23 protein-coding genes and 1 pseudogene are annotated in these 21,877 nt (G+C 65.3%); 14 read left to right on the forward strand and 10 right to left on the reverse strand.

The annotated features are described in order from the left end of the window. The first annotated feature begins 333 nt into the window (after positions 1 to 333). The 4 genes from rpmH to yidC all read left to right on the forward strand — a co-directional run bounded on the left by rpmH (position 334) and on the right by yidC (position 2,954). Positions 334 to 468 carry a 50S ribosomal protein L34 gene (rpmH, locus tag BLS50_RS08590; RefSeq protein ID WP_004198824.1) on the forward strand — a complete coding sequence of 45 codons (135 nt, stop codon included), beginning with the start codon at positions 334 to 336 and terminating at the stop codon, positions 466 to 468. A 15-nt stretch (positions 469 to 483) separates the two neighbouring features. Then, entirely contained in the window at positions 484 to 945 is a 462-nt protein-coding gene (gene rnpA, locus BLS50_RS08595; RefSeq protein ID WP_006489941.1) for a ribonuclease P protein component, read from the forward strand. Between the two features lie 75 nt (positions 946 to 1,020). Then, a complete protein-coding gene (gene yidD / locus BLS50_RS08600; RefSeq protein ID WP_011546514.1) occupies positions 1,021 to 1,287 on the forward strand; it encodes a membrane protein insertion efficiency factor YidD in 267 nt (88 codons plus the stop codon). Between the two features lie 8 nt (positions 1,288 to 1,295). Next, complete coding sequence (gene yidC / locus BLS50_RS08605; protein WP_074801918.1) at positions 1,296 to 2,954, forward strand: membrane protein insertase YidC; 1,659 nt, start codon at positions 1,296 to 1,298, stop codon at positions 2,952 to 2,954. A gap of 132 nt (positions 2,955 to 3,086) precedes the next feature. Here yidC and BLS50_RS08610 read toward each other — a convergent pair whose 3' ends face one another. Next, positions 3,087 to 3,521 carry a transcriptional regulator gene (locus BLS50_RS08610; protein WP_006489946.1) on the reverse strand — a complete coding sequence of 145 codons (435 nt, stop codon included), beginning with the start codon at positions 3,519 to 3,521 and terminating at the stop codon, positions 3,087 to 3,089. A 345-nt stretch (positions 3,522 to 3,866) separates the two neighbouring features. On the opposite strand from BLS50_RS08610, the gene mnmE reads away from it, so the two are divergent. Beyond that, positions 3,867 to 5,261 carry a tRNA uridine-5-carboxymethylaminomethyl(34) synthesis GTPase MnmE gene (mnmE, locus tag BLS50_RS08615; RefSeq protein ID WP_074801920.1) on the forward strand — a complete coding sequence of 465 codons (1,395 nt, stop codon included), beginning with the start codon at positions 3,867 to 3,869 and terminating at the stop codon, positions 5,259 to 5,261. Positions 5,262 to 5,381: 120 nt separating this feature from the next. On the opposite strand, the gene BLS50_RS35230 is transcribed toward mnmE, so the two are convergent. Next, positions 5,382 to 6,080, reverse strand: a complete 699-nt coding sequence (locus BLS50_RS35230; protein WP_143028327.1) for a hypothetical protein — start codon at positions 6,078 to 6,080, stop codon at positions 5,382 to 5,384. Between the two features lie 246 nt (positions 6,081 to 6,326). Here BLS50_RS35230 and BLS50_RS08620 point away from each other — a divergent pair, with 246 nt between their 5' ends. Further along, positions 6,327 to 7,190 carry a hypothetical protein gene (locus tag BLS50_RS08620; protein ID WP_256333981.1) on the forward strand — a complete coding sequence of 288 codons (864 nt, stop codon included), beginning with the start codon at positions 6,327 to 6,329 and terminating at the stop codon, positions 7,188 to 7,190. Positions 7,191 to 7,233: 43 nt separating this feature from the next. Here the strand turns inward: BLS50_RS08620 and BLS50_RS36520 are convergent. Beyond that, a pseudogene (locus BLS50_RS36520) lies at positions 7,234 to 7,456 on the reverse strand (Fe(3+)-hydroxamate ABC transporter permease FhuB); the annotation flags it as partial. Between the two features lie 112 nt (positions 7,457 to 7,568). Here BLS50_RS36520 and BLS50_RS08625 point away from each other — a divergent pair. Then, a complete protein-coding gene (locus BLS50_RS08625) occupies positions 7,569 to 8,351 on the forward strand; it encodes a peptide arginase family protein (protein WP_074801926.1) in 783 nt (260 codons plus the stop codon). 279 nt (positions 8,352 to 8,630) lie between these two features. Here the strand turns inward: BLS50_RS08625 and BLS50_RS36285 are convergent, their stop codons facing one another. From BLS50_RS36285 to BLS50_RS35885, 4 genes are all read right to left on the reverse strand, one after another. After that, positions 8,631 to 8,756 carry a hypothetical protein gene (locus BLS50_RS36285; protein WP_256097665.1) on the reverse strand — a complete coding sequence of 42 codons (126 nt, stop codon included), beginning with the start codon at positions 8,754 to 8,756 and terminating at the stop codon, positions 8,631 to 8,633. Between the two features lie 150 nt (positions 8,757 to 8,906). Further along, on the reverse strand, positions 8,907 to 10,265 hold the full coding sequence (locus BLS50_RS08630; protein ID WP_074801929.1) for a sensor domain-containing diguanylate cyclase: 1,359 nt from the start codon (positions 10,263 to 10,265) through the stop codon (positions 8,907 to 8,909). A gap of 110 nt (positions 10,266 to 10,375) precedes the next feature. Continuing rightward, the gene (locus tag BLS50_RS08635; protein WP_027811031.1) at positions 10,376 to 10,624 is read right to left on the reverse strand and encodes a DUF2795 domain-containing protein; all 249 of its coding nucleotides are present in this window, start codon (positions 10,622 to 10,624) and stop codon (positions 10,376 to 10,378) included. A 115-nt stretch (positions 10,625 to 10,739) separates the two neighbouring features. Further along, positions 10,740 to 10,910, reverse strand: coding sequence for a hypothetical protein (locus BLS50_RS35885; protein WP_006489933.1), 171 nt, complete (start codon positions 10,908 to 10,910; stop codon positions 10,740 to 10,742). 151 nt (positions 10,911 to 11,061) lie between these two features. Between BLS50_RS35885 and speG the strand changes: the two genes are divergently transcribed. From speG to BLS50_RS08650, 3 genes are all read left to right on the forward strand, one after another. Then, positions 11,062 to 11,604, forward strand: coding sequence for a spermidine N1-acetyltransferase (gene speG / locus BLS50_RS08640; RefSeq protein ID WP_011546509.1), 543 nt, complete (start codon positions 11,062 to 11,064; stop codon positions 11,602 to 11,604). Positions 11,605 to 12,106: 502 nt separating this feature from the next. Then, positions 12,107 to 12,454: a surface attachment protein Sap1 gene (sap1, locus tag BLS50_RS08645; protein ID WP_006477424.1), complete on the forward strand. Its 348-nt coding sequence runs from the start codon at positions 12,107 to 12,109 to the stop codon at positions 12,452 to 12,454. A 189-nt stretch (positions 12,455 to 12,643) separates the two neighbouring features. Next, on the forward strand, positions 12,644 to 13,198 hold the full coding sequence (locus tag BLS50_RS08650) for a YaeQ family protein (protein ID WP_006477425.1): 555 nt from the start codon (positions 12,644 to 12,646) through the stop codon (positions 13,196 to 13,198). A gap of 41 nt (positions 13,199 to 13,239) precedes the next feature. On the opposite strand, the gene BLS50_RS08655 is transcribed toward BLS50_RS08650, so the two are convergent. After that, positions 13,240 to 13,653, reverse strand: coding sequence for a VOC family protein (locus BLS50_RS08655; protein WP_074801932.1), 414 nt, complete (start codon positions 13,651 to 13,653; stop codon positions 13,240 to 13,242). A gap of 431 nt (positions 13,654 to 14,084) precedes the next feature. On the opposite strand from BLS50_RS08655, the gene ada reads away from it, so the two are divergent. From ada to gshA, 3 genes are all read left to right on the forward strand, one after another. After that, a complete protein-coding gene (ada, locus tag BLS50_RS08665) occupies positions 14,085 to 15,176 on the forward strand; it encodes a bifunctional DNA-binding transcriptional regulator/O6-methylguanine-DNA methyltransferase Ada (RefSeq protein ID WP_074801936.1) in 1,092 nt (363 codons plus the stop codon). Continuing rightward, on the forward strand, positions 15,173 to 16,132 hold the full coding sequence (locus BLS50_RS08670; RefSeq protein ID WP_074801939.1) for a DNA-3-methyladenine glycosylase family protein: 960 nt from the start codon (positions 15,173 to 15,175) through the stop codon (positions 16,130 to 16,132). The genes ada and BLS50_RS08670 overlap by 4 nt, the downstream gene beginning before the upstream one ends. A 463-nt stretch (positions 16,133 to 16,595) precedes the next feature. Then, positions 16,596 to 18,209: a glutamate--cysteine ligase gene (gshA, locus tag BLS50_RS08680; protein WP_074801942.1), complete on the forward strand. Its 1,614-nt coding sequence runs from the start codon at positions 16,596 to 16,598 to the stop codon at positions 18,207 to 18,209. A gap of 75 nt (positions 18,210 to 18,284) precedes the next feature. Here the strand turns inward: gshA and BLS50_RS08685 are convergent, their stop codons facing one another. Next, entirely contained in the window at positions 18,285 to 18,602 is a 318-nt protein-coding gene (locus BLS50_RS08685; protein ID WP_012329452.1) for a DUF4148 domain-containing protein, read from the reverse strand. 418 nt (positions 18,603 to 19,020) lie between these two features. Here BLS50_RS08685 and BLS50_RS08690 point away from each other — a divergent pair, with 418 nt between their 5' ends. Then, complete coding sequence (locus BLS50_RS08690; RefSeq protein WP_074801944.1) at positions 19,021 to 20,661, forward strand: L-lactate permease; 1,641 nt, start codon at positions 19,021 to 19,023, stop codon at positions 20,659 to 20,661. 99 nt (positions 20,662 to 20,760) lie between these two features. Here BLS50_RS08690 and BLS50_RS08695 read toward each other — a convergent pair whose 3' ends face one another. Then, positions 20,761 to 21,696: a LysR family transcriptional regulator gene (locus BLS50_RS08695; protein ID WP_074801947.1), complete on the reverse strand. Its 936-nt coding sequence runs from the start codon at positions 21,694 to 21,696 to the stop codon at positions 20,761 to 20,763. Between the last annotated feature and the right edge of the window lie 181 nt (positions 21,697 to 21,877).

Here is a 21,877-nt window from a genome sequence, read left to right on the forward strand (position 1 = left end):
CGTGCCTCGGACGCCTGCGTCACAGTGTTGGAGGGGCAGGCGCGAGCCGAGGCGGCGTGCGGGATTCTTGGAGATAAGGCGAGATTCTAACGCCAAACGCGGCCACAGCGGGACTTATCCACAGGCTGGGTTGGTGGGTCGCGGGGCCGGATCGGCGCGGCCCGGCACAGGCGAGCGACTCGTAAAGTATTGACCGTCAACGGAAAAACGGTTTAAATAGCGGGTTCCGCGAAAACCAATCCTGTATTCCCGGCGATTGCGTTCGCCCGAATGCCTCCGGTTAAGGGCACGCGGTCCCCTGAATTTCGACATTCTCGAACAAGTGAGAACATCATGAAACGTACTTACCAACCGTCCGTGACGCGCCGCAAGCGCACCCATGGCTTCCGTGTCCGCATGAAGACGGCAGGTGGCCGCAAGGTCATCAACGCTCGCCGCGCGAAGGGCCGCAAGCGCCTCGCCATCTAAGGCAGGTTGCGCGCTGTGTCCGCCGTCCGCAGTCCTGCGGAAGGTGCCGTCGAGCCGGGTGCGAATCCGTCGCAGACGAAAGCCGCCTTCCCGAAAGCTGCGCGACTTCTGAAAACGGATGAATTTTCATCCGTTTTTCGTTTGCGCCCCTGGCGGCGTTCCGCGCACTTCGTGATCTACGGCAAGCCGACCGGTCAGCCCGCACGCCTGGGGCTCGTCATCGGCAAGAAGTATGCGCCGCGAGCAGTCACCCGTAACCTCGTGAAGCGGCTGGCGCGCGATCAGTTTCGCCTGCGCCGCGCCGAATTCGCCGGTTACGACCTGCTGCTGCGGCAGCACACGCGCTTCGACAAGAAAGCGCTGCCGAGCGCGGCTTCCGCCCCGCTCGCGGCGATGTGCGCGGCCGAGATCCGCGAACTGCTCGACAGGGCAGTCCGGGAAATCGCGCGCCGCGCGTCGAAGCCCGCGTCCGAGTGACGCATCCGTGCCCGGTGCGGCGTTCGCGCCCGCCCGGCCGGTTTTGACGCGGCGTCGTACGGCGCCGCCCAAGGTATGAAAACGGTATTGATCGCCTTGCTGCGCTTCTACAAGGTTGCCGTGAGCCCGATGCTCGGCAACCGTTGCCGTTTTTATCCTTCCTGTTCGGATTACGCGCGTGAGGCAATCCAGTATCATGGCGCCGCGCGCGGCACGTATCTCGCCGTCAGGCGCGTGTGCCGATGCCACCCGTTTTCCGCGGGCGGCGTCGACCTCGTCCCGCCGCCCAACTCCGACACTCGCGCTCGCGGCGAAGCCGACGCGCGGTCCCATCGACTCTGAGACAACGCATGGATATCAAACGCACCGTCCTATGGGTGATCTTCTTCATGTCAGCTGTCATGCTGTACGACAACTGGCAGCGGGACCATGGACGCCCGTCGATGTTCTTCCCGAGCGCCACGCACACGGCCCCGGCCGCTGCCGGCGGCGCATCGGGCACGAGCGCGACGACCGCAGGTGACGTGCCTGCCGCTGCAGCCGGCGCTGCACCGTCGACGACGGCTCCGGCCGCGCAGGCGCAGCTCGTGAAGTTCTCGACCGACGTGTACGACGGCGAAATCGACACGCGCGGCGGCACGCTCGCGAAGCTGACGCTGAAGAAGCAGGGCGACGGCAAGCAGCCCGATCTGTACATCACGTTGTTCGACCACACGGCCGGCCATACGTATCTCGCACGCACGGGCCTGCTCGGCGGCGATTTCCCGAACCACAACGACGTCTACACGCAGCTGAACCCCGGCTCGACGTCGCTGACGGGTGACCAGAACACGCTGAAGCTGTCGTTCGAATCGCCGGTGAAGGGCGGCGTGAAGGTCGTGAAGACCTACACGTTCACGCGCGGCAGCTACGTGATCGGCGTCGACACCAAGATCGACAACGTCGGCACGGCACCGGTCACGCCGACGGTCTACATGGAACTGGTGCGCGACAACACGGCCGTCGAAACGCCGATGTTCTCGCATACGTTCCTCGGGCCGGCGGTCTACACGGACGCGAAGCACTTCCAGAAGATCGACTTCAGCGACCTCGACAAGAACAAGGCGAACTTCGAAAAGTCCGCGGACAACGGCTGGGTCGCGATGGTGCAGCACTACTTCGCGTCGGCCTGGATTCCGCAGCAGGGCGCGAAGCGCGACATCTACGCTGAAAAGATCGACCCGACGCTGTACCGCGTCGGCGTGAAGCAGCCGATCGCCGCGATCGCCCCGGGCCAGTCGGCCGACGTGCAGGCGCGCCTGTTCGCCGGTCCGGAAGAAGAGCGCATGCTCGAAGGCATCGCGCCGGGCCTGGAGCTCGTGAAGGACTACGGCTGGGTGACGATCATCGCGAAGCCGCTGTTCTGGCTGCTCGAGAAGATCCACGGCTATGTCGGCAACTGGGGCTGGGCGATCGTGCTGCTGACGGTGCTGATCAAGGCCGTGTTCTTCCCGCTGTCGGCCGCGAGCTACAAGTCGATGGCGCGCATGAAGGAAATCACGCCGCGCATGCAGGCGCTGCGCGAACGCTTCAAGAGCGATCCGCAGAAGATGAACGCCGCGCTGATGGAGCTGTACAAGACCGAGAAGGTCAATCCGTTCGGCGGCTGCCTGCCGGTCGTGATCCAGATCCCGGTGTTCATCTCGCTGTACTGGGTGCTGCTCGCGTCGGTCGAAATGCGCGGCGCGCCGTGGATTCTGTGGATTCACGACCTGTCGCAGCGCGATCCGTTCTTCATCCTGCCGGTGCTGATGGCCGTGTCGATGTTCGTGCAGACGAGCCTGAACCCGACGCCGCCGGACCCGGTCCAGGCGAAGATGATGAAGTTCATGCCGATCGCGTTCTCGGTGATGTTCTTCTTCTTCCCGGCTGGTCTCGTGCTGTACTACGTGGTGAACAACGTGCTGTCGATCGCGCAGCAGTACTACATCACGCGCAAGCTCGGCGGCGTCAAGAAGAAGCCGGCCTGACGTTCGTTGCATTCGCGGGTGGCCAGCCGCCCGCGATGCGCGCAAAAAAAGCCGCATGGTTCGTGACCATGCGGCTTTTTGTTTTCCCGGCGTTTTCCCGGCGACGGCGGCGGCGCGTGCGGTTGCTGCCGCTCAGGCCTTCTTCGCTTCGAGCTTCGGATCGCCGTAGAACTGCTCGACCAGTTCCTGCACGAGGTAGCGCTGATGCGGAGACAACGCCTCGATCTTCGATGCGAGTTCGATCGTCTCGGGCGTGGGCGGATACCGTTCGTCGCGCGGCAGCGGTTGCGGCGTCGGATGTTCGATCACGCTCGGCGACGGCCCGTAATGCAGCCAGTGCACTTCGACGCGCAACCATTCGGCGAGCGTTTCGAGTTTGTCCGACGTCGGGATCGTGCGGCCCGTCAGCCATTTATGCGCGGTTTGCGGCGAAACGGGGTGCGTTCCGCGGTGACGCAGATTGAATCGGTTCGCCAGCTCCGTCGCGCCGGTGACCTTCTCCGGGCTGCGCCGCAGGGCGAATTTCAGGCGTTCCGAGAACGCGGCTTTTTCTTCGGATGTCGGCATGGGGAGATTGTGCAATTCCATCGCCGCGTCCCAGACAACCATATGGGATAAACGTATCTCGTTCGGACGAATCCCCCCTTGGTCAGGATGGGGAATGAAATTGAGGGACGCGGTGCCAAGCCCCTCCGGCACGCATACTCGTCCGAAATGGCCGCACCGTCATGACGCCGGACTGATACTCGGCTTATCCCCGGCGGGATAAATTCGGGCGAGTCCGAAGCCGGCGTCGCGGCCGGTGGCGTATGAGCCGGCACGCTACAATGCCGGCGTTCCGATGCCCGAACTGTTGCGCGGGCGCACCATTGACCCGCTGATTACCCGATTTCCCTGATTCCTTCGATTCCCATGCTCGCTACCGATTCCGATCCGATCGTCGCCATTGCCACTGCTGCCGGCCGGGGTGGCATCGGCGTCGTCCGCGTGTCGTTCGGGCGCGGCGGCGAGGCGGCCGCGCTGCCGCTGATCGACGCGTTGTGCGGGCAGAAGCTCGCGCCGCGTCATGCGAGCTACGTGCCGTTCCTCGACGCGTACGGCGCGCCGCTCGACCGCGGGATCGCGCTGTATTTCCCGGCGCCGCATTCGTACACCGGCGAGCACGTGCTCGAGTTGCAGGGGCATGGCGGGCCGATCGTGATGCAGCTGCTGCTGCAGCGCTGCCTGGATGCGGGCCGCGGCTTCGGGCTGCGGCTGGCGGAGCCGGGCGAGTTCACGCGGCGCGCGTTCCTGAACGACAAGCTCGACCTCGCTCAGGCCGAGGCCGTCGCCGACCTGATCGAGGCGAGCACCGAGGCGGCCGCGCGCTCGGCCGGGCGTTCGCTCGATGGCGCGTTCTCGCGGCAGATCCATGCGCTCGTCGACGACGTGATCACGCTGCGGATGCTGGTGGAGGCGACGCTCGATTTTCCGGAGGAGGAAATCGACTTCCTCGAAGCGGCCGACGCGCGCGGCAAGCTCGCGAAGATCCGCGCGCAACTCGCGCACGTGCTCGGCGACGCGCGACAGGGCGCGCTGTTGCGCGAAGGGCTGTCGGTCGTGCTCGCGGGGCAGCCGAACGTCGGCAAGTCGTCGCTGCTGAATGCGCTGGCGGGCGCCGAGCTGGCGATCGTCACGCCGATCGCCGGCACGACCCGCGACAAGGTCGCGCAGACGATCCAGGTCGAAGGGATTCCGCTGCACATCATCGATACGGCCGGGCTGCGCGAGACGGAGGACGAAGTCGAACGGATCGGCATTGCGCGCACGTGGAGCGAGATCGAGCGCGCGGACGTCGTGCTGCATCTGCTCGATTCGCGCACGGGGATGACGGCGGACGACGAAACGATCGCCGCGCGGTTTCCGGCCGGCGTGCCGGTGGTGCGCGTGCTGAACAAGACGGATCTGACCGGCGTGCCGGCGTGCGTCGAGCATCCGGCGGCAGAAGGCGATCTGACCGAGGTGCATCTGTCGGCGAAGCGCGGCGACGGGATCGACATGCTGCGTGCGGAACTGCTGCGGATTGCGGGGTGGCAGGCGGGGGCCGAGGGTGTGTATCTGGCGCGCGAGCGGCATCTGATCGCGCTGCGGGCCGCGCAGGAACATCTCGCGCAGGCGGCGGATCACGCGGAGCAGCGGGCGCAGTCGCTCGATCTGTTTGCCGAAGAGCTGAGGCTCGCGCAGGAGCAGCTCAATGCGATTACCGGGGAGTTCACGTCGGATGATCTGCTGGGGGTGATTTTCAGCAGGTTTTGTATCGGGAAGTGAGCAGTCGCCCATTGTTGCCAAACATCGTCGAGTGGATCGTTGCGTGACAAGGGTTTGAGGCCGAGAGCCAGCAACACTGGAGCGCCGAACTGACGCGTCGCAATATGCGACATCGATCAGCTATTTGGTAGCGGCCGTTCCGTTTGGTGTCGATGCGTCTCCGGTTCGCCGCTCCTCGCGAGTTGGTGGCGTTGTCTGCGATGCGGCAACATGCACGCGCGGTACGGGAGTTGTAATCGCACTGTACGCTTGGAAACTCCCCGTGGCGAAACCGATAAATGCAAGTAGACCTAGCAAAATGGATACGATGTTCGATATTGCTCCAGCGCGAAGAAGCCTTTTGTCTCCAGCTGCATGAGCATATCCATATTGCGAAAGATATCTAAATCCAGTGGCAAGGCCCGCACAGCCCATGCCGGAAGTAAATAGAAACATCGCCTTTCCCACTTGAGTCAACAATATGTCGCCCGGAACCATTGCTCCTTTCGTGATGGCATTTCCGACAAACGCCAATAGAGCTGCTGCTGCGCCGCCGTTGATGACGATGGCAGATTTTAGAGCAGTTTGTCCTGCCTCGACGACTGCCTTAAACATCTCAGTAGATGATGCGGTGTTGTATACCAACTGAGCTTTCCAAACCTCAAGATTGTAGGTGATCGGGTTTTGTGTGCCGTCGCTCGATATGTCGGTGTGGTTAACGGTTTTCTCGACGTGGTTCAGATAATTTCGTAAATTCTGAATGTCTATCTGTGTAATACCTTTTGATTCGATATCGTCGAGCGCATGACGAATATCATCGATGACCTCTTTGGTATTCATGTTTTCCCCGTGCGGCCTGTGGTCAGGTGGCGCTGTGTCACGAATTTTCCCACGGTTACCACCGGTGTGGGCAACAGCGTGATCCTGTGAGTTGGTTCCAAGAACTCGTTCCGCGAGCAGGTACACTTGTGGGCAATCGCCCGGTAGGATGACGAGGCTCGATGTTGTGCAACGGGGTATGCGTGGTGCATTGCACCAAGGGGAAGCGCGTTGATCACGATAAATACTGAAAAGCAGCTCATCCGAGTGGATGACTGGTCGACCATCGTCGAACGGGCGGGGTTCACCGGTGACCTAGACCCGAAGCAGCATGAGCTTAAGGAAATCATCGGCCGATACGCGTTCAAGGACAAACTGCGATGCGGTTTGTCGAGCTGTCATACGCCACACAATCGCGGCTATATCGTAGTGACCAAGAGTGGCTTGGAAACCAATATCGGAAAGGATTGTGGGAAGACCCACTTCGGTGTGGATTTCAACGACAAGTCCCGCCAGTTCGAGCGCGATATCACCGAGAAGGAGAACCGCGAGACCCTGTGGAGCTTCCATTTCCGCCTAGACGAGTTGATGCAGACCATCGAGGAAATTCGCAAGGAGGGGAGAGGTGCGGATTGGGTTTATAAACACGCTCGCCCGCTCGTAGATCTGAATAAAGGGGTTCCTGAAAAAATTGTCCGATACGTCTGCGACATGATCAAAAGAGGCAGCAACATCGTGACGGTCCCGCGTGAAGCCACAAAGGAAGAGGCGGACGCGGAGGAAGCGCGCACCGGCCGCCCCGTGCCGCGTCCGTTCATCATCGATGAGCTGGTCGGTCAGATCAGCAATCTCGATGCGCTATATCAAGAAAATAATTTGAAAGAGATACTTGTCGTCGACTTGGCGGCGACGTGTAAAGAATTGGCTGGGTTGGATATCGATACTCTGTCGTACACGCAGTTGTCGAAGTGGGTCAAATGGGTGGGTTCTATCGAGGCGAAACTTCAACGCGCTCGGGACGCAGTAGCATCGGGGCGCCAGCTTCTCACCGTCGACAACCTGTCGTGTCTGGGCAAGGTGTCATGGGTCGATGAATGGGAGTTCGAGCAATATCTCAAGACCCTCAACTGACCACTCTTAAAGATCGGTAATCAGATTTCAAGTTGGCTACCGCGGGGCTGGCCGACACGCTGACCGGCACCGCCAGCACGTCGGCCACGACGAACAGCGCAGTGCGCAGCGGCTAGCCGGGCCGTTCGAGCCAGTCGACGAGCTGCTGCTCGCCGCGCGTTCGGCATCCGCATGTAGATGCCCGACCACGTGGCGCCGCGCCGGATCGTCGCGAGCATCAGCGGTGTGCCGACCAGAGCGATCGCGACGTCGGTCGACAGCGTCGCTGCCGGGCGTCGCAGTCCCCCACGTCCGCAGGCCGGGCGCGACGCGCAACGCATCGCGGGCGGCTCCACCGTTGTATGCTGATGCTCCCGGACGCGCGTATTACCCAACACCATGCTTCACGAGAAGGCCATCATTGGTAGCAAGGACGTCTATATCGTCACATCGCACCACCACGTCCTGCAGTCATGGGCGGAGATTCGTCGGTCCCTAGTCGCTGCGCCGGTGCTGCTCACGCTCGACCATCACACGGACACTTACGAACCGTTCTACCGGCACCTGTTCGATGCCACGCGCAGAAAGACTGGCGGCGCTCGGGCAGCGGCCATGGAGGCGATGTTGCCGGGGATGATCGCTAACCTGCGCTACGACGACGAGGCGTCGGTGCTGGACGCCATTGGCAAGCTTCACAATGACGAACACATCCAGACCGCGATCGCAGCGGGGATCCTGTCCCGCGGCTTCGTCATCAACCTGTGCTACGAGACTTGCAGCGAGCCAGGCGTGCTCTACGAGGCGGGTTCGATTTGTGCGATCGGTTGCATGAAGGAGTCGCACGATGACGAGTGCACGCCGGTCCACTCGGCGCAGGTGCTGGAAACGGTCTATCTCGACCACGAGCTCAACGTGCTCAACGTTATGGCAGCGCGGGACGGTGTGCCGACGGTGGAGGCGGAACCCTATGTTCTCGACATCGACCTCGACTATTTCCACTCTGAAAAAGCGATTGAGCCGGACGATCCTGCGACCTTCTACCGCCTGGTACGTAACGCGGCCGCCGTGACCATCGCGATCGAACCGGAGTACGTCGAGGATTGTCGTGACAATGGCTCGAACATCACGAGTGAAGCCCTGCTCGAACGCATGAAGCAGCACATCGAAGCATCGATGGCGTGAGCATCAACGGCGCTGGGCGAGGATCTTGTGGATAACTCGAGTCACCTTGTGTCTTTAGCACGCAAATCGCTTTGTCGGGTTTCTGCCCTTGCTAGTCAAGGCATCCATCGATCTCGCTCGATTCTGTATTGGAAGTGAGCGGGCACTGAACTGTACGTTGCCGCTGCCAGCGGCGTGCCATCGAGTACGAACGGCATGGGCGCTCACGCATCGTCATGGCCGGATGCCGAAACGAATTCAAACATCCGGAATGGTGACGCAGTGCTCGGCCGGAGGGCATCAATCCCAATGACGATGATGATGGTAATACCCACCCCCACCGTAATACCCGCCACCATCAGGCACCACGATACAGCCGCTCAACAACACGGCGACGCCGGCAATCAGCAAAAGGGCCTTCTTCATCGCGTTCACCTGCTTGGATTCAATATGAAACCCAGCATAGCGAGCGGCCTCGCCCCAGGCTGTAAGCGATCGTATCCCCGCGCCGCAATCCGTAACGGCGGATTATTCCGGTCACAATGACCGTAACAATTCGCCAAACAGCAGACGTTTTCAGGCGACGACGACCCGGTTTCGCCCCGCATCCTTCGCGCGATACAGCGCGGCATCGGCAGCCTCGATCAACGCGTCGGGCGTCGACAGATCGTCGGCCGACACGGTCGCACAGCCGACGCTGACGCTCACGCGCCCGGCCGGCGAGTCGGGCATCGCGAGGTCGAGCCGCAGCACGGCGTCGCGCACTTCGTCAGCCACCACCCGCGCACCGCGCGCGCCGGTGTTCGGCAGCACGATGGCAAACTCCTCGCCGCCGTAGCGCGCGACGATATCGGCCGGCCGCCGCACCGCGCCGGCCAGTGCATTTGCGACGGCGATCAGGCACGCATCGCCCTTCACATGACCGAACGCGTCGTTGTACGCCTTGAAGCGGTCGACGTCGACCATCAGCAGCGACAGCGGTTCGCCCTGCCGCCGCGCCTGCAGGAACAGCGTGTGGAAATGATCGTTGAAGTGGCTGCGGTTGAACGCGCCCGTGAGTCCATCGCGCGCGGAAGAGCGGATCAGCGTCGCGTGCGCTTCGAACAGCTGCTGATACAGCATCGTCACTTCCCACGCGAGCACGCACACGAGCACGCCGGGCGTGAACATGCTGAACACGCGCGCGACATACCAGCCGACCGTGAAGCGGTTGGTGGACAGCAGGTTCAGCGTCGTATCGGTGAGGCAGGCGAGCACCGCGATCGCGAGCCACAGGTCGAGCGTCGTGCGCAGCCGGCCCGTGACCAGCACGGCCACGAGCGCGAGCACGTTGAGGACCCACACGACGAGCGCGATGCCGCTGACGGGCAGCACGGCCGCGTCGCGGGGCGGGTGGAATGCCGGCGGCAGCGACACGTTCAGCGCGAGCGCACACAGGAGCGCCGCCGCGACGGCCGGCCCGCCGACGAGCGCGACGGTCCAGCGGCGCGTCTCTTTCGCGCCGACCGGGGCGCGCGTCAGCCGCTCGCGTGCGACCAGCGCGGCCATCACGAAGCACGGAAAGCCGGCATGCCAGAAGACCCACATCCATGCGGCGCTTTGCGGGCGCGCGCCGAGCAGGCCGTGCGGGGCGAACACGCCGGGGAAGGTGAGCAGTTGCAGCGCGACGGCGAGCGCGGTGAACGCATAGGCGCCGCCGAGCGCACCGAGCACGGGCTGGCGCGTGACGGTGAACTGCGCGCCGAGGAAGAACGCGGCGATGCTCGCGGTCGTGAACACGGTGAGCGCGCACATCGGCATGAACGGCTCGACGGCCGGCAGCGCGACGTTCGCGTGCGGCGCGGCAATCCCGAGCGTGAGCAGGATGACGAGCGCAGTCAGCGCGCCGAACCACAGCTGACGTTGCGTCGTGTGCTGGATCAGGATGCCTTCCATGGAGTCCCCCGGACACGCGTGCTCGAACGCCCGATCTTGCGCCGGGCGGCACGCCTGCCGATCGCGGCGCGACCGGTGCGGCCCGATCCTATCGCGTTATTGGTCGGCGCTCAAATGCCGAGCCCCGGGCCGAAGTTGCCGGCGACCCAGCGCGTGACGGCGTCGACGTCCGCGTAGTCCTGTTCGGGCAGGCCGTCGAGCATCGACAGCACTTCGTTGCTGGCGCCGGCGTCGCGCGCGGCATCGACGATCGCATCCTTGTTCGCCGGATAGCGGACGGCCGCCAGCACATCGGCGATCTGCAGGTCGATCGTTTCGTTCGGGATATCGTGCGGAGGAGTGGTGGGCTTGTCGTTCACGTCGGCGTCTCGCGGGTTGGGCGGGAATCGGATCGAAGCGCAAGGGGCGTGCCCGGCAGGTTACGCGGCCCGGGTCGCCCCGGCCGGCGCTTGTCGCGGATGGCGATGATCGACGTCAATGCCCGCGTCGCACGCGGCGCCACGGATGCTTCCAGTCGATGTGCGGTGCGTTCTCGTCGCGCGGATGCTGGCGGCGGTGCTCCTGCCACAGTTCGTCGGAAAACAGCGCAGCCACGATGACGAGCGGCAGCACGAGGAAAATTCCGAGGATGACTTGCTCGATCACGATAGCCTCCTTGCGGTGGCAGGAACCCTTGCTCCCATTCTAGGCTCTGAACTCCGCCCGCGTTCAATTTCTTACAGTGCGAAACGGGCCCGAACGCGGCCGCGCCGCGCGGGCGTTCCGCACGTGCGCCGCCCTCAAAAAGGACATGAACATGCAACTCCAGAACGATACCAACACGCTCGCGCTGCGGCCGCTGGAGCGCCAGGACCTGCGCTTCGTCCACGAACTCAACAACGACGCGAAGATCATGCGTTACTGGTTCGAGGAGCCGTACGAAACCTTCTCGGAACTGTCGCAGCTGTACGACCGCCACGTACACGACCAGCGCGAGCGCCGTTTCGTCGCGGTCGATGCGCAGGACGAACTGGTCGGCCTCGTCGAGCTGATCGAGCTCGACTACATCCACCGCCGCGGCGAGTTCCAGATCATCATCGCGCCGCAGCGCCAGGGGCGCGGCTATGCGGGCCAGGCGACGCGCCTCGCGATCGAGTACGCGTTCAAGGTGCTGAACATGCGCAAGCTGTACCTGATCGTCGATACGTCGAACGCGGCGGCGATTCACGTGTACGAGAAATGCGGATTCCAGCACGAGGCCGAATTGAAGGAGGAATTTTTCGGGAATGGCGCGTATCACAACGCTTATCGCATGTGCATCTTCCAGCGCGATTATTTCGAACGGCAGCAAACCGCCTGAATAAAGCAGGGTAAACGCCACACCGGTAAAAGCGTTTGCGACGAGGCTTCGCGAACGCCGAATACAGGCGGGGAACTACGGATAAATACGGATACGCTTATACCTGGCATTTTTCTTGTATCAGGTATTTGCGATTCCGCGCTGCGGTAAAGTCGAATCGTTTCGGATGACTTTATGTGCATCGCATCAAAATGATCCGGATAGCGAAATGGATTATCCAAACCGTTCAATCGCCGCATTGTAATTTTGCTGAAAGCCTTGCCTGGTAACGCTCTCCGCCCGGCCACGCGGGTCGATGCGCAGTTTGGCCGCACTTGCCGGGTGTGCCCATTGCGCAAAAAGCAGCCTGCGCACGGGGTGCGACAATCCGCCGCTATTGCGGTCGCACAACAAATGTGCTTGCTATCGTTTACCGGTCTTCTAAAGTGAAAAACGCGGGTTCACGATCACCTTTAAACACATAGCTAACCCGGCCTGGTGCCCGCAAGCCTGGAGACAGAACATGATCAAGCGTACCGGTGTCCTTTTTGCCCTTGTCGGCGCATTTTGCGCTGTGTCGATTGCGCAGGCCGGCGGCGATTCGGCCGTCAAGCCGAAGCAGGAAATCCAGCTGACGAAGAACGCATGGGGCTGCCTGTCGAAAGACAATCTGGATTCCGTACTGAACCACGAACGTGACGGCAAGTCGCAGGCGAAGCAGCAGTACTTCGACGACTTCCGCTGCCTGTCGGTGCCGGAAGGCCAGCGTTTCCGCGTGGTGTCGGTCGATCAGGGCGACGTGCAGTTCGTCAGCGCCGACAACAGCGACCAGCAAGGCCTCTGGACCGATTCGCGCTTCGTCAAGCAGTAAGCGTCCCTTCATCGCGCCGTCGCACGACGCGCGAGCGCGCCGGCCCGACCAGCCGGCGGCGCGAACCGATCACGGCCCGGCGCCTGCCGGGCCGTTGCGCTGTGGATCGCGCCTCACGCACGCCGGACGGCGCGCATTCGGTATCATCACGGCCCGACCGAACCGAATGCCCGCCCGGGCCGCATCCGCATGGCGCTGAAATCCACGATCTACAAAGCCGAACTGCAAATCGCCGACATGGATCGGCATTACTACGCCGATCACGCGCTGACGGTGGCGCGCCATCCGTCGGAAACCGACGACCGGATGATGGTGCGCATCGTCGCGTTCGCGCTGTTCGCGCACGAGCGGCTCGAATTCTGCAAGGGGCTGTCGGACGTCGACGAGCCCGACCTGTGGCAGAAAGACCTGACGGGCGCGATCGACGTGTGGATCGAGGCCGGCCAGCCGGACGAACGCCGGATCTCGAAGGCGGCCGGCCGCGCCGGGCAGGTCACGGTGATCGCCTACGGCGGCAAGACGTCGGATATCTGGTGGCAGGGCGTGCGCAGCAAGGTCGAACGGCTGCGCAACGTGCAGGTGCTGTCGCTCGCCGACGGCGTCGCGGCCGCGCTCGGGCGGCTCGCGGCGCGCACGATGCGCCTGCAATGCACGGTGCAGGACGGCACCGCGTGGATCTCGAGCGCCGACCACGATCCGGTCGCGGTCGAGTGGACGGTGCTGAAGGCGCGCGAGGGCGCATAAGGGTCCGTACGGGCCCGTCAGGGCCCGCGCGCCGGCCGCGTTCAGCCGAGCGCGGCCGGCGGCCCCTTGAATTCGACCATGTTGCCTTCGGGATCGAACAGGTAGATCGACGGGCCGTAGCCGCCGGCGCCGTAGCGTTCGGCCGGCGCGCCGGGGCGAGCGCCATGCGCGGCGAAATGGGCGATCAGTGCGTCGGGATCGAACGGCTCGACGCGCAGGCACAGATGATCGAGGTTGCGCCCGGTGCCCGGCGGGCCGCTGTCGGGCCGGTCGATCGGGGCGCCGACCGTCAGCAGGTCGATCAGCGCGTCGCCGGCGCGCAGTTGCACGAGGCCCAGGTCGGGCTGTTCCTTCTCCACATGACAACCGACGGCATCGCAGTAAAAGCGCGTCATTGCCGCCATGTCGGTCACGCGCAGCACGATGTGATCGATTCCGCGGATGGTGGGCTTCATGGGCGGGACTCCTTCGCAGTCGACGAGCATCGAGTGTAGACGCATCGCGCCTGCGCTGCCGACCGGAACGCGGCACAATCGACGGACGAAAAAAAGCCCGTTCACGCAGAGCGGAACGGGCTTAATCCATATCAGGAGGAGACATGGAGGAGACAGTTCCAACTATACACACGGCGATGGTGCGACGCAATATTCCGATTGCAAAAAAACGTCAGGACGGCGATTTGTCGCATCCGCACTGCAACAAAAGGGTGACGGGACGATGACGAAAACGGCGCTGGAGCAGCCGCCGCGCACGTTTCGTCGGATTTGATCTTTATCGATGCGACCCCCGGCTCGCCGGCACGAATCACAGAGCAAGATTCAGGGCGCGACGGCATGTGCCGATGGCTAGAGTAGGCACCATCTACACTAGAGAGTGCGAGGTTCAGATGAAAACCGCCTATTCGACCGACGATGCCCGCTGGGGCGCCGTGACCGAGCGCGATCCGCATGCGGACGGCGCGTTCTTCTATGCCGTCAGCACGACCGGCGTGTTCTGCCGCCCGACCTGCGCGTCGCGGCAGCCGCGCCGCGAGAACGTGTCCTTTTTCGCCGATCCGGCGGCCGCGCGCGTGGCCGGCTTCCGGCCCTGCAAGCGTTGCCAGCCGGAAGGGCTGCCGCGCGAGCTGGAAATCGTCAATCGTGCATGCGCGGTGCTCGACGCGCACGCCGAGCGGCTCACGCTGCAGCAGTTGAGCGACGCCGTGCATGTGAGCCCGTTTCACCTGCAGCGGCTCTTCAAACGTGTGGTCGGCGTGTCGCCGCGGCAGTACCAGGCCGCGCAGCGCGGCGCCGCGTTGCGGCAGGCGCTGCAAAGCGGGCAGCCGGTCACGCAGGCGGCCGTCGACGCGGGGTTCAACTCGCCGTCGCGGCTCTATGCGTCGGTGCCGAGGGAGTTGGGGATGGCGCCGTCCGCATTCCGCCGCCAGGGCGCCGGCCTGCGGATCGACTATGCGACCGCGTCGACGTCGCTCGGCACGGTGCTCGTCGCCGCCACCGAACAGGGCATCTGCCGGATCGCGTTCGGCGACGACGCGGCGTCGCTCGTCGGCGAGCTGAAGGACACGTTCGCACGCGCCGAACTGGTCGAAGCGTCGGCCCGGCTCGCGCCGTTCGTCACGCAGATCCGCGCGTACCTCGACGGCACGCGGCAGGCGTTCGACCTGCCGCTCGACATCGCGCCGACCGCGTTCCAGCAGCGCGTGTGGGAAGCGCTGACGCATATCCCGTACGGCGAAACGCGCAGCTATTCGGAGATCGCCGAGGCGCTCGGCTCGCCGCGCGCGGTGCGGGCGGTCGCGTCCGCGTGCGCGTCGAATCCGGTCGCGCTCGCGATTCCGTGCCACCGCGTCGTGCAGAAGGGCGGCGCGCTCGCCGGCTATCGCTGGGGCGTGCGCCGCAAGGCGACGCTGCTCGCGGCCGAGGCGCGCCATGTTCACAACGATGAAGCCGAAGCCGAGACGGAGGGCAGTGCGGTTTGAGCATCGACACGACAACGATTACCTCCCTCGCGAACGGCGGCCCTGTGCCGCCGTCCGCGCAGATGGAGCTGCGCTACAAGGCGCCGTACGACTGGGCGCGCGTGCTGCGCTTCTTCAGCGGGCGCGCGATTCCCGGTGTCGAGCAGGTCGCGGACGGCGTGTATCGCCGCATCGTCGATCTGCACGGCGATGCGGGCCGACTCACCGTCACGAAACATCCGCGCAAGCATTGCCTGATCGCGACCGTCGAAGGGGCGGTCGCGCGTCACGTCGACGATGCGTTCGCCGCACGCGTCGCGACGATGTTCGACCTCGGCGCCGATCCGGCCGCGATCGGCGGCGGCCTCGCGCGCGATCCGTGGTTCGCGCCGCTCGTCGAGGCCGCGCCGGGGCTACGCGTGCCGGGCGCGTGGTCGGGGTTCGAGCTGGCCGTGCGCGCGATCGTCGGCCAGCAGGTGAGCGTGAAGGCCGCGACGACGATCGTCGGCCGGCTCGTCGAACGGGCCGGCGAACGCGTGATTCATGAAGACGACGGCGCGCCCGCGTGGCGGTTCCCGACACCCGACGCGCTGGCCGCGTGCGATCTCGACAAGATCGGGATGCCCGGCAAGCGCGTGGCCGCGCTGACCGGCGTGGCGCGCGCGGTGGCGGCCGGCGACGTGCCGGTCGATCGCGCGCATGCCGATCTCGCGACGCTGCGCAGCGCGTGGCTCGAGCTGCCTGGCATTGGCCCGTGGACGGTCGAATACATCGCGATGCGCGCATGGCGCGACCCGGATGCGTGGCCGGCATCCGATCTCGTGCTGATGCAGTCGATCGCCGCGCGCGACCCGGCGCTCGACCGGCTCGCCAGCCAGAAGCACCGCACCGAAGGCTGGCGGCCGTGGCGTGCGTATGCGGCGCTGCATCTGTGGAACGAAGTGGCCGACCGGGCAGGCGGCGCGCGCGGCGGGTAAGCACGCCGCGGCCGGGTGCGCCCGCAAGGAGGCGGCGCCGCAACCCGTCGCGCACGCGGTGCCGGCATGCGGCAAGCGCCGGGGCGTGACGCGGCGCCGTCACGGCGCTTCCGCCCCCTCCGATGCCGGCCAATGTAGCGCGTGCGATGCCTGCGCCCGCGTCGTTTCGCGATCGATCCAGCGGCAAGGTCGCACCTGCCGCCACCCGTTCACCGCTCACGTTTCTTCCGACGAATTCCGCCGACCGGCGTGCCGATCGGTCTCGCCCGGAACCGATGATGCAGACCGGGACTGCCCCGCCCGCCCCGCCCGATCACCCGCTCAGGCCCGCGCGCCGTGCCCGCGGCCACCTCAAGCGCGGCTTCCGGCGAGATGTTAAAGTGCCCGCTACCAACGAAGCGACCAACAATCCAGCCGGCCGCGCGCGGCGTTCTGCGCGCGGCCGTCACGCACTTGCGTCTCCATGTCGAACACCATGACTCACCGCCAGTCCGAACTGCTGCTGAAACGCCTCGACGCGCTGAGTTCGGGCCCGACGCGGCAGCATCTGCCCGACGGCCTGCGCGGCATCGAGAAGGAAAGCCTGCGCGTGACGCGCGACGGGATGATCGCGTTCACGCCGCATCCGCGCGCGCTCGGTTCGGCGCTCACGCATCCGGCGCTGACGACCGACTATTCCGAAGCGCTGATCGAACTGATCACGCCCGCGGAGCGCGACGCCGCGCTCACGCTCGAACGCCTCGACGAGCTGCATCGCTACGTCTATGCATCGCTCGGCGACGAGATCCTGTGGAACGATTCGATGCCCGGCCTGCTGCCGGCCGACGACCAGATCCCGATCGCCAACTACGGCACGTCGAACATCGGCCGCCTGAAGACGGTGTACCGCCGCGGCCTCGCGTATCGCTATGGCCGCACGATGCAGTGCATCGCCGGCATCCACTACAACTACTCGTTGCACGAGGAAGTGTGGCGGCGCCTGCATGAGGAAGAAGCGTCGACGGCGACGCTCGTCGATTACCAGTCGGAACGCTATCTCGCGCAGATCCGCAACTTCCGCCGCCGCAGCTGGCTGCTGATGTACCTGTTCGGCGCGTCGCCGGTGCTCGACACGAAGTTCCTGCGCGGCAAGCCGCACAAGCTCGACACGTTCGACGCCGATACGCTGTACCGGCCGTATGCGACCAGCCTGCGGATGAGCGATCTCGGCTACTCAAACACGACGGCCCAGGCCGCGTTGCACGTCGACTACAACACGCTGCCGGGCTATCTCGACGCGCTGTCGAAAGCCGTGAGCGAGCCGTATCCGGCGTACGAGGCGATCGGCACGCATCGCGACGGCGAGTGGATCCAGATCAACACGAACGTGCTGCAGATCGAGAACGAGTTCTACTCGACGATCCGGCCGAAGCGCGTCACGTATTCGGGCGAGCGGCCGCTGCATGCGCTCGCGTCGCGCGGCGTGCAGTACATCGAAGTGCGCTGCCTCGACATCGACCCGTTCGAGCCGACCGGCATCGCGCTGGAGACCGCGCGCTTCATCGACGCGTTCCTGCTCGCGTGCGCGCTCGACGACAGCGCGCCGCTCGACTGCGACGCGTACAAGGAAGCGAACGCGAACTTCGGCAGCGTGACGCTGGACGGCCGCAAGCCGGGGCTCACGCTGACGCGCGAAGGTCGATCGGTCACGCTGCAGCAGTGGGCCGATGAACTGATGGCCGATATCGAAATCGTCGGCCGCCGGCTCGACGAAATCCGCGGCGGCGACGAACATGCGCGCGCGATCGCCGCGCAGCGCGAGAAGCTCGCCGATCCGGAGCGCACGCCGTCGGCGCGCGTGCTGCGCACGATGCGCGAGAACGGCCAATCGTTCCTCGCGTTCGGGCTCGCGCAGAGCGAAGCGCATGCCGCGCATTTCCGCGCGCATCCGCCGTCGGCCGAGACGCTGCACACCGAGCAGGCGCTTGCCGCCAAGTCGCTGGCCGAGCAGGCCGAGCTCGAAGCGAAGGAGGCCGGATCGTTCGACGCATTCGTCGCCGCCTATCGCGCCTACACGCTGAACCGCTTCAGCGTGTGACGATCGCGCATGCGGCCGGCGCGGCGTGTGCCGCGCCGCTGCCGTGCGATCCATCCGGTTCCGTCGGTGAGTCGGTTAGTGATGCGCATACGTGCCCCGGTCGATTGCGTGTGGCAGCGCCGGCTTGCCTGATTCCCCGGTCGCCCGGCCGTCGCTGCCGTAACCGGCAACGTCGCCTTCACCGCGCGCCTGCGCGGCACGCTGCATGACCGCCTGCATGTTCCGGGGAAAATCGGGACTACTTGCGAGGCTCGTCCGGTAGCCCGCGGCCTCCAGTTCCACGAGTTCCTGGCGGACCTGCGCGCGGGTGAGTGTCGACGCGGCTTGCGCGTGAGCGGCGAACGCCGCGCCGATCAGCACGAATGCGCATGCCGCGTGTTTCATCGTTTTCATCGTGTGTGCTCCGTGAGGTTCCGGTGCCGCGCCATCGCCGGCGCGGCCGGAAACGATGCAGCCAGTCTAGGCTTCGGAGGCCAAACGAAACATCCTCGTGGCTGGCAGTCACCTTTTCCGGCCGCGCAACATTGCGGGCTCCGGCGAGCCGGCCGCGACGGGTTTCCTGTCGAATGCGCCAGCCGCACGCCATCTGCCGGCCAGCGTGCGGCGGCCGGTTCGCACCGGCTCGCCCGCATCGGGCTTCTCCCCCTTGTACAAGCGCGTCGCGCCTCCTAACCTCTTTTAAGCGACCGATCGGTTGGCCGCGCAACGTCGTTGCGTAAGCAAGCGCCTGATCGTGGCCGTGACTGCAGGACATCGCCTTGACCCGAACCCGGCGCATCGAGATGCGAACCGGGTCGACTCTGGAGACACGATGAATCCCACCGACGCCCTACCGCCCGGCATCGTCTTCGCGCAACCGTTGACGCCTATCGCCGGCTCGCTGCTCCTGTCGTTCCTCGTCGCGGTGATCCCGATCGCGGTCGCGCTGATCGCGCTCGGCGTGCTGCGCCGCCCCGCGTGGCAGGCGTCGCTCGCCGGGCTCGTCGCGGGCCTCGCGGTGGCGATCGGCGCGTGGGGGATGCCGGCCGGGCTCGCGTTCAACGCGGTCGGCGCCGGCATGGCGCTCGCGGTCGTGCCGGTGATGTGGATCGTCTTCAACGCGCTGCTGCTGTACAACATCGCGGTGAAGTCGGGCCGCTTCGACCAGTTCCGGCAATGGATGCTCGACAACCTGCCCGACGATCGCCGTCTCGTGCTGCTCGTCGTCGCGTTCTCGTTCGGCTGCCTGCTCGAAGGGATCTCCGGATTCGGCACGCCGGTCGCGATCACAAGCGCGCTACTGATCGCGCTCGGTTTCCCCGCGCTCGAAGCGCTCACCTATACGCTGCTGTTCAACACGGCGCCGGTCGCGTTCGGCGCGCTCGGCGTGCCGATCACCGTGCTCGGCGCGGTCACGTCGCTGCCGCCCGCGACGCTCGCGCAGATGGTCGGCCGCCAGTTGCCGTTCTTCGCGCTGCTGCTGCCGTTCTACGTGGTCGGCGCGTATGGCGGGCTGCGCTCGATCGCGAAGCTGTGGCCGGCGCTGCTCGTGTCGGGCGGCAGCTTCGCGATCGCGCAGTTCGTCACGTCGAACTTCCTCGGCTACCAGCTCACCGACGTGCTGTCGTCGCTCACGTCGCTGATCGTGACGATCGGTTTCCTGCAGCTGTGGAAGCCGCAGCCCGATCCGCAATACGCGCTCGCGCGCAGCGTGCCGGCCGCTGCCGGCGCCGCGCGCGCGGGTTTCGGCGGCTGGCTGCCGTGGCTCGTCGTGTCGGTGGTCGTGATCGTGTGGGTGCACGCGAACATCGCGGCGATCGGCGACGTGAAGATCAAGTGGCCGGGCCTGCACAACGCCGTATACGTGTCGCTGTATCACAAGCCGTACGCGGCGATCTGGGATTTCCAGCCGCTCGGCACGGGCACCGCGATCCTCGTGTCGGCAATCATCACGGCCGCGCTGACGCGCACCGGCCCCGGCGCGTTCGTCGAATGCGTGGTGAAGACGTGGCGGCAGACGTGGATCGCGATCGTCACCGTGATGATGATCGTCGGGCTCGCGTACCTGCTGAACTACTCGGGCATCAGCTATACGCTCGGCACCGGCGTCGCGTCCACCGGTGCGCTGTTCCCGCTGGTGTCGGCATCGCTCGGCTGGATCGCGGTGTTCCTGTCCGGCAGCGACACGTCGGGCAACGCGCTGTTCGGCAACCTGCAAGTTGTTGCCGCCCGGCAGCTCGGCCTCGATCCGGTGCTGATGGCCGCCACCAACTCGTCGGGCGGCGTGATGGGCAAGATGATCTCGCCGCAGAACATCGCGACGGGCGTGTCGACGACGGACCTGAAAGGGCAGGAGGGTGTCGTGTTCGCACGCACCTTCTGGCACAGCGTGATCCTCACGCTGTTGCTCGGCGTGCTGGTGTTCCTGCAGCAGCACGTGCTGACGTGGATGATTCCGGCGCTGCCGAAGTGACGCGCGGCGCGGCGACAGAAGGAAGGCACGAGGAAGGCAGCGAGGGAAGGCGCGGGAAAAGCGCCACGCAATGTGCGGAACTGGCGAACGCGCGGCGGCTCAGCGCGCGTTCGCCCGCCGCGTCGTTCGTCCGGTTTCGATCGCGTCGGCAGCATCGACCACGCCGGCCGCTTCGCCTCCGCCCGGCAGGATGCACGCAAGGAACGCATCGATCGCGGGGCTCTGGCGGCGCGCTTTCAGGTAGTACACGTATTCGTCGATCGTCGTGTCGATGCCGCGCAGCGCGATCACGCGCAGGTCCGGATGGCGTTCGGCCTCGCCGAGCGGAAACAGGCTCCCACCCACCCCATGCAGGATCGCCTCGCGAATCGCTTCGCGGCTGCCGATCTCGGCGACCGACGTCGCCGCGACGCCGGCCGTGGCGAGGATCGTCTCCGTGCAGCGGCGCGTGACCGACCCTTCCTCGCGCATCAGCAGCCGCACGTCGGCGAGCCGCGCCGCGTCGATCGACTCGAATCGCGCGAGCGGATGATGGCGGTGCACGACGAGCACGAGCGGATCGGTCGAGATCACCTTGCGTTCGAGGCCGTCGGCGTCGTTGCGCTGCGACGAGACCGCGAGATCGATGCGGAACTCCTGCAGCGCCTGCAGGATTTCCTCGGAGTTGCCGATCCGGCACGTGAGCGCGATCGACGGGTGCGCGCTCGAGAAGCGGCCGACCGCATCCATGATGTAGTACGGGCCCGTCGCGCCGATCCGCAGATGGCCCTCGAACAGGCCGCCGACGTTGCGCAGCATGATGTCGGCCTGCGCCTCGAGCGCGATCATCTTCTCGACGAGCGGCAGCAGCTCGATGCCCGTCTCGGTCACCTCGAGCTTGCGGCCGCTGCGGTAGAACAGCTCGACGCCGTACACCTGCTCGACCTGCCGGATCTGCGCGGCGATCGTCGGCTGGCTCACGCCCAGGTGGCGCGCGGCGCGCGTGATGCTGCCCTGCCGGACGGTCGCGTGGAACGCCTTCAGCTGATCGAACACGACTCGGCTTCTCCCCTCTTCATCGCGCGTCAGCGTAGCGCACGGATATGTCGGCCGGATGAAAGACGCGCCGTGCGAGACTTCGAAAAAAAGCTGGGGGTGACCGCAAGAAACCTGCGGGAACCGGTCACGGCCGGGACATGCCGGTGCGGGGTAATAACGGCGACGCCAGATCGCCGGC

This window comes from Burkholderia orbicola, assembly GCF_900100915.1.
GTDB classification, from domain to species: Bacteria; Pseudomonadota; Gammaproteobacteria; order Burkholderiales; family Burkholderiaceae; genus Burkholderia; species Burkholderia orbicola.

Coding starts and splice junctions, on each gene's coding strand:
- rpmH (WP_004198824.1), top strand. CDS start 334: ATGAAACGTACTTACCAACCGTCCGTGACGCGCCGCAAGCGCACCCAT.
- yidD (WP_011546514.1), top strand. CDS start 1,021: ATGAAAACGGTATTGATCGCCTTGCTGCGCTTCTACAAGGTTGCCGTG.
- yidC (WP_074801918.1), top strand. CDS start 1,296: ATGGATATCAAACGCACCGTCCTATGGGTGATCTTCTTCATGTCAGCT.
- BLS50_RS08610 (WP_006489946.1), bottom strand. CDS start 3,521: ATGCCGACATCCGAAGAAAAAGCCGCGTTCTCGGAACGCCTGAAATTC.
- mnmE (WP_074801920.1), top strand. CDS start 3,867: ATGCTCGCTACCGATTCCGATCCGATCGTCGCCATTGCCACTGCTGCC.
- BLS50_RS35230 (WP_143028327.1), bottom strand. CDS start 6,080: ATGAATACCAAAGAGGTCATCGATGATATTCGTCATGCGCTCGACGAT.
- BLS50_RS08625 (WP_074801926.1), top strand. CDS start 7,569: ATGCTTCACGAGAAGGCCATCATTGGTAGCAAGGACGTCTATATCGTC.
- BLS50_RS36285 (WP_256097665.1), bottom strand. CDS start 8,756: ATGAAGAAGGCCCTTTTGCTGATTGCCGGCGTCGCCGTGTTGTTGAGC.
- BLS50_RS08630 (WP_074801929.1), bottom strand. CDS start 10,265: ATGGAAGGCATCCTGATCCAGCACACGACGCAACGTCAGCTGTGGTTC.
- speG (WP_011546509.1), top strand. CDS start 11,062: ATGCAACTCCAGAACGATACCAACACGCTCGCGCTGCGGCCGCTGGAG.
- sap1 (WP_006477424.1), top strand. CDS start 12,107: ATGATCAAGCGTACCGGTGTCCTTTTTGCCCTTGTCGGCGCATTTTGC.
- BLS50_RS08650 (WP_006477425.1), top strand. CDS start 12,644: ATGGCGCTGAAATCCACGATCTACAAAGCCGAACTGCAAATCGCCGAC.
- BLS50_RS08655 (WP_074801932.1), bottom strand. CDS start 13,653: ATGAAGCCCACCATCCGCGGAATCGATCACATCGTGCTGCGCGTGACC.
- ada (WP_074801936.1), top strand. CDS start 14,085: ATGAAAACCGCCTATTCGACCGACGATGCCCGCTGGGGCGCCGTGACC.
- gshA (WP_074801942.1), top strand. CDS start 16,596: ATGTCGAACACCATGACTCACCGCCAGTCCGAACTGCTGCTGAAACGC.
- BLS50_RS08685 (WP_012329452.1), bottom strand. CDS start 18,602: ATGAAAACGATGAAACACGCGGCATGCGCATTCGTGCTGATCGGCGCG.
- BLS50_RS08690 (WP_074801944.1), top strand. CDS start 19,021: ATGAATCCCACCGACGCCCTACCGCCCGGCATCGTCTTCGCGCAACCG.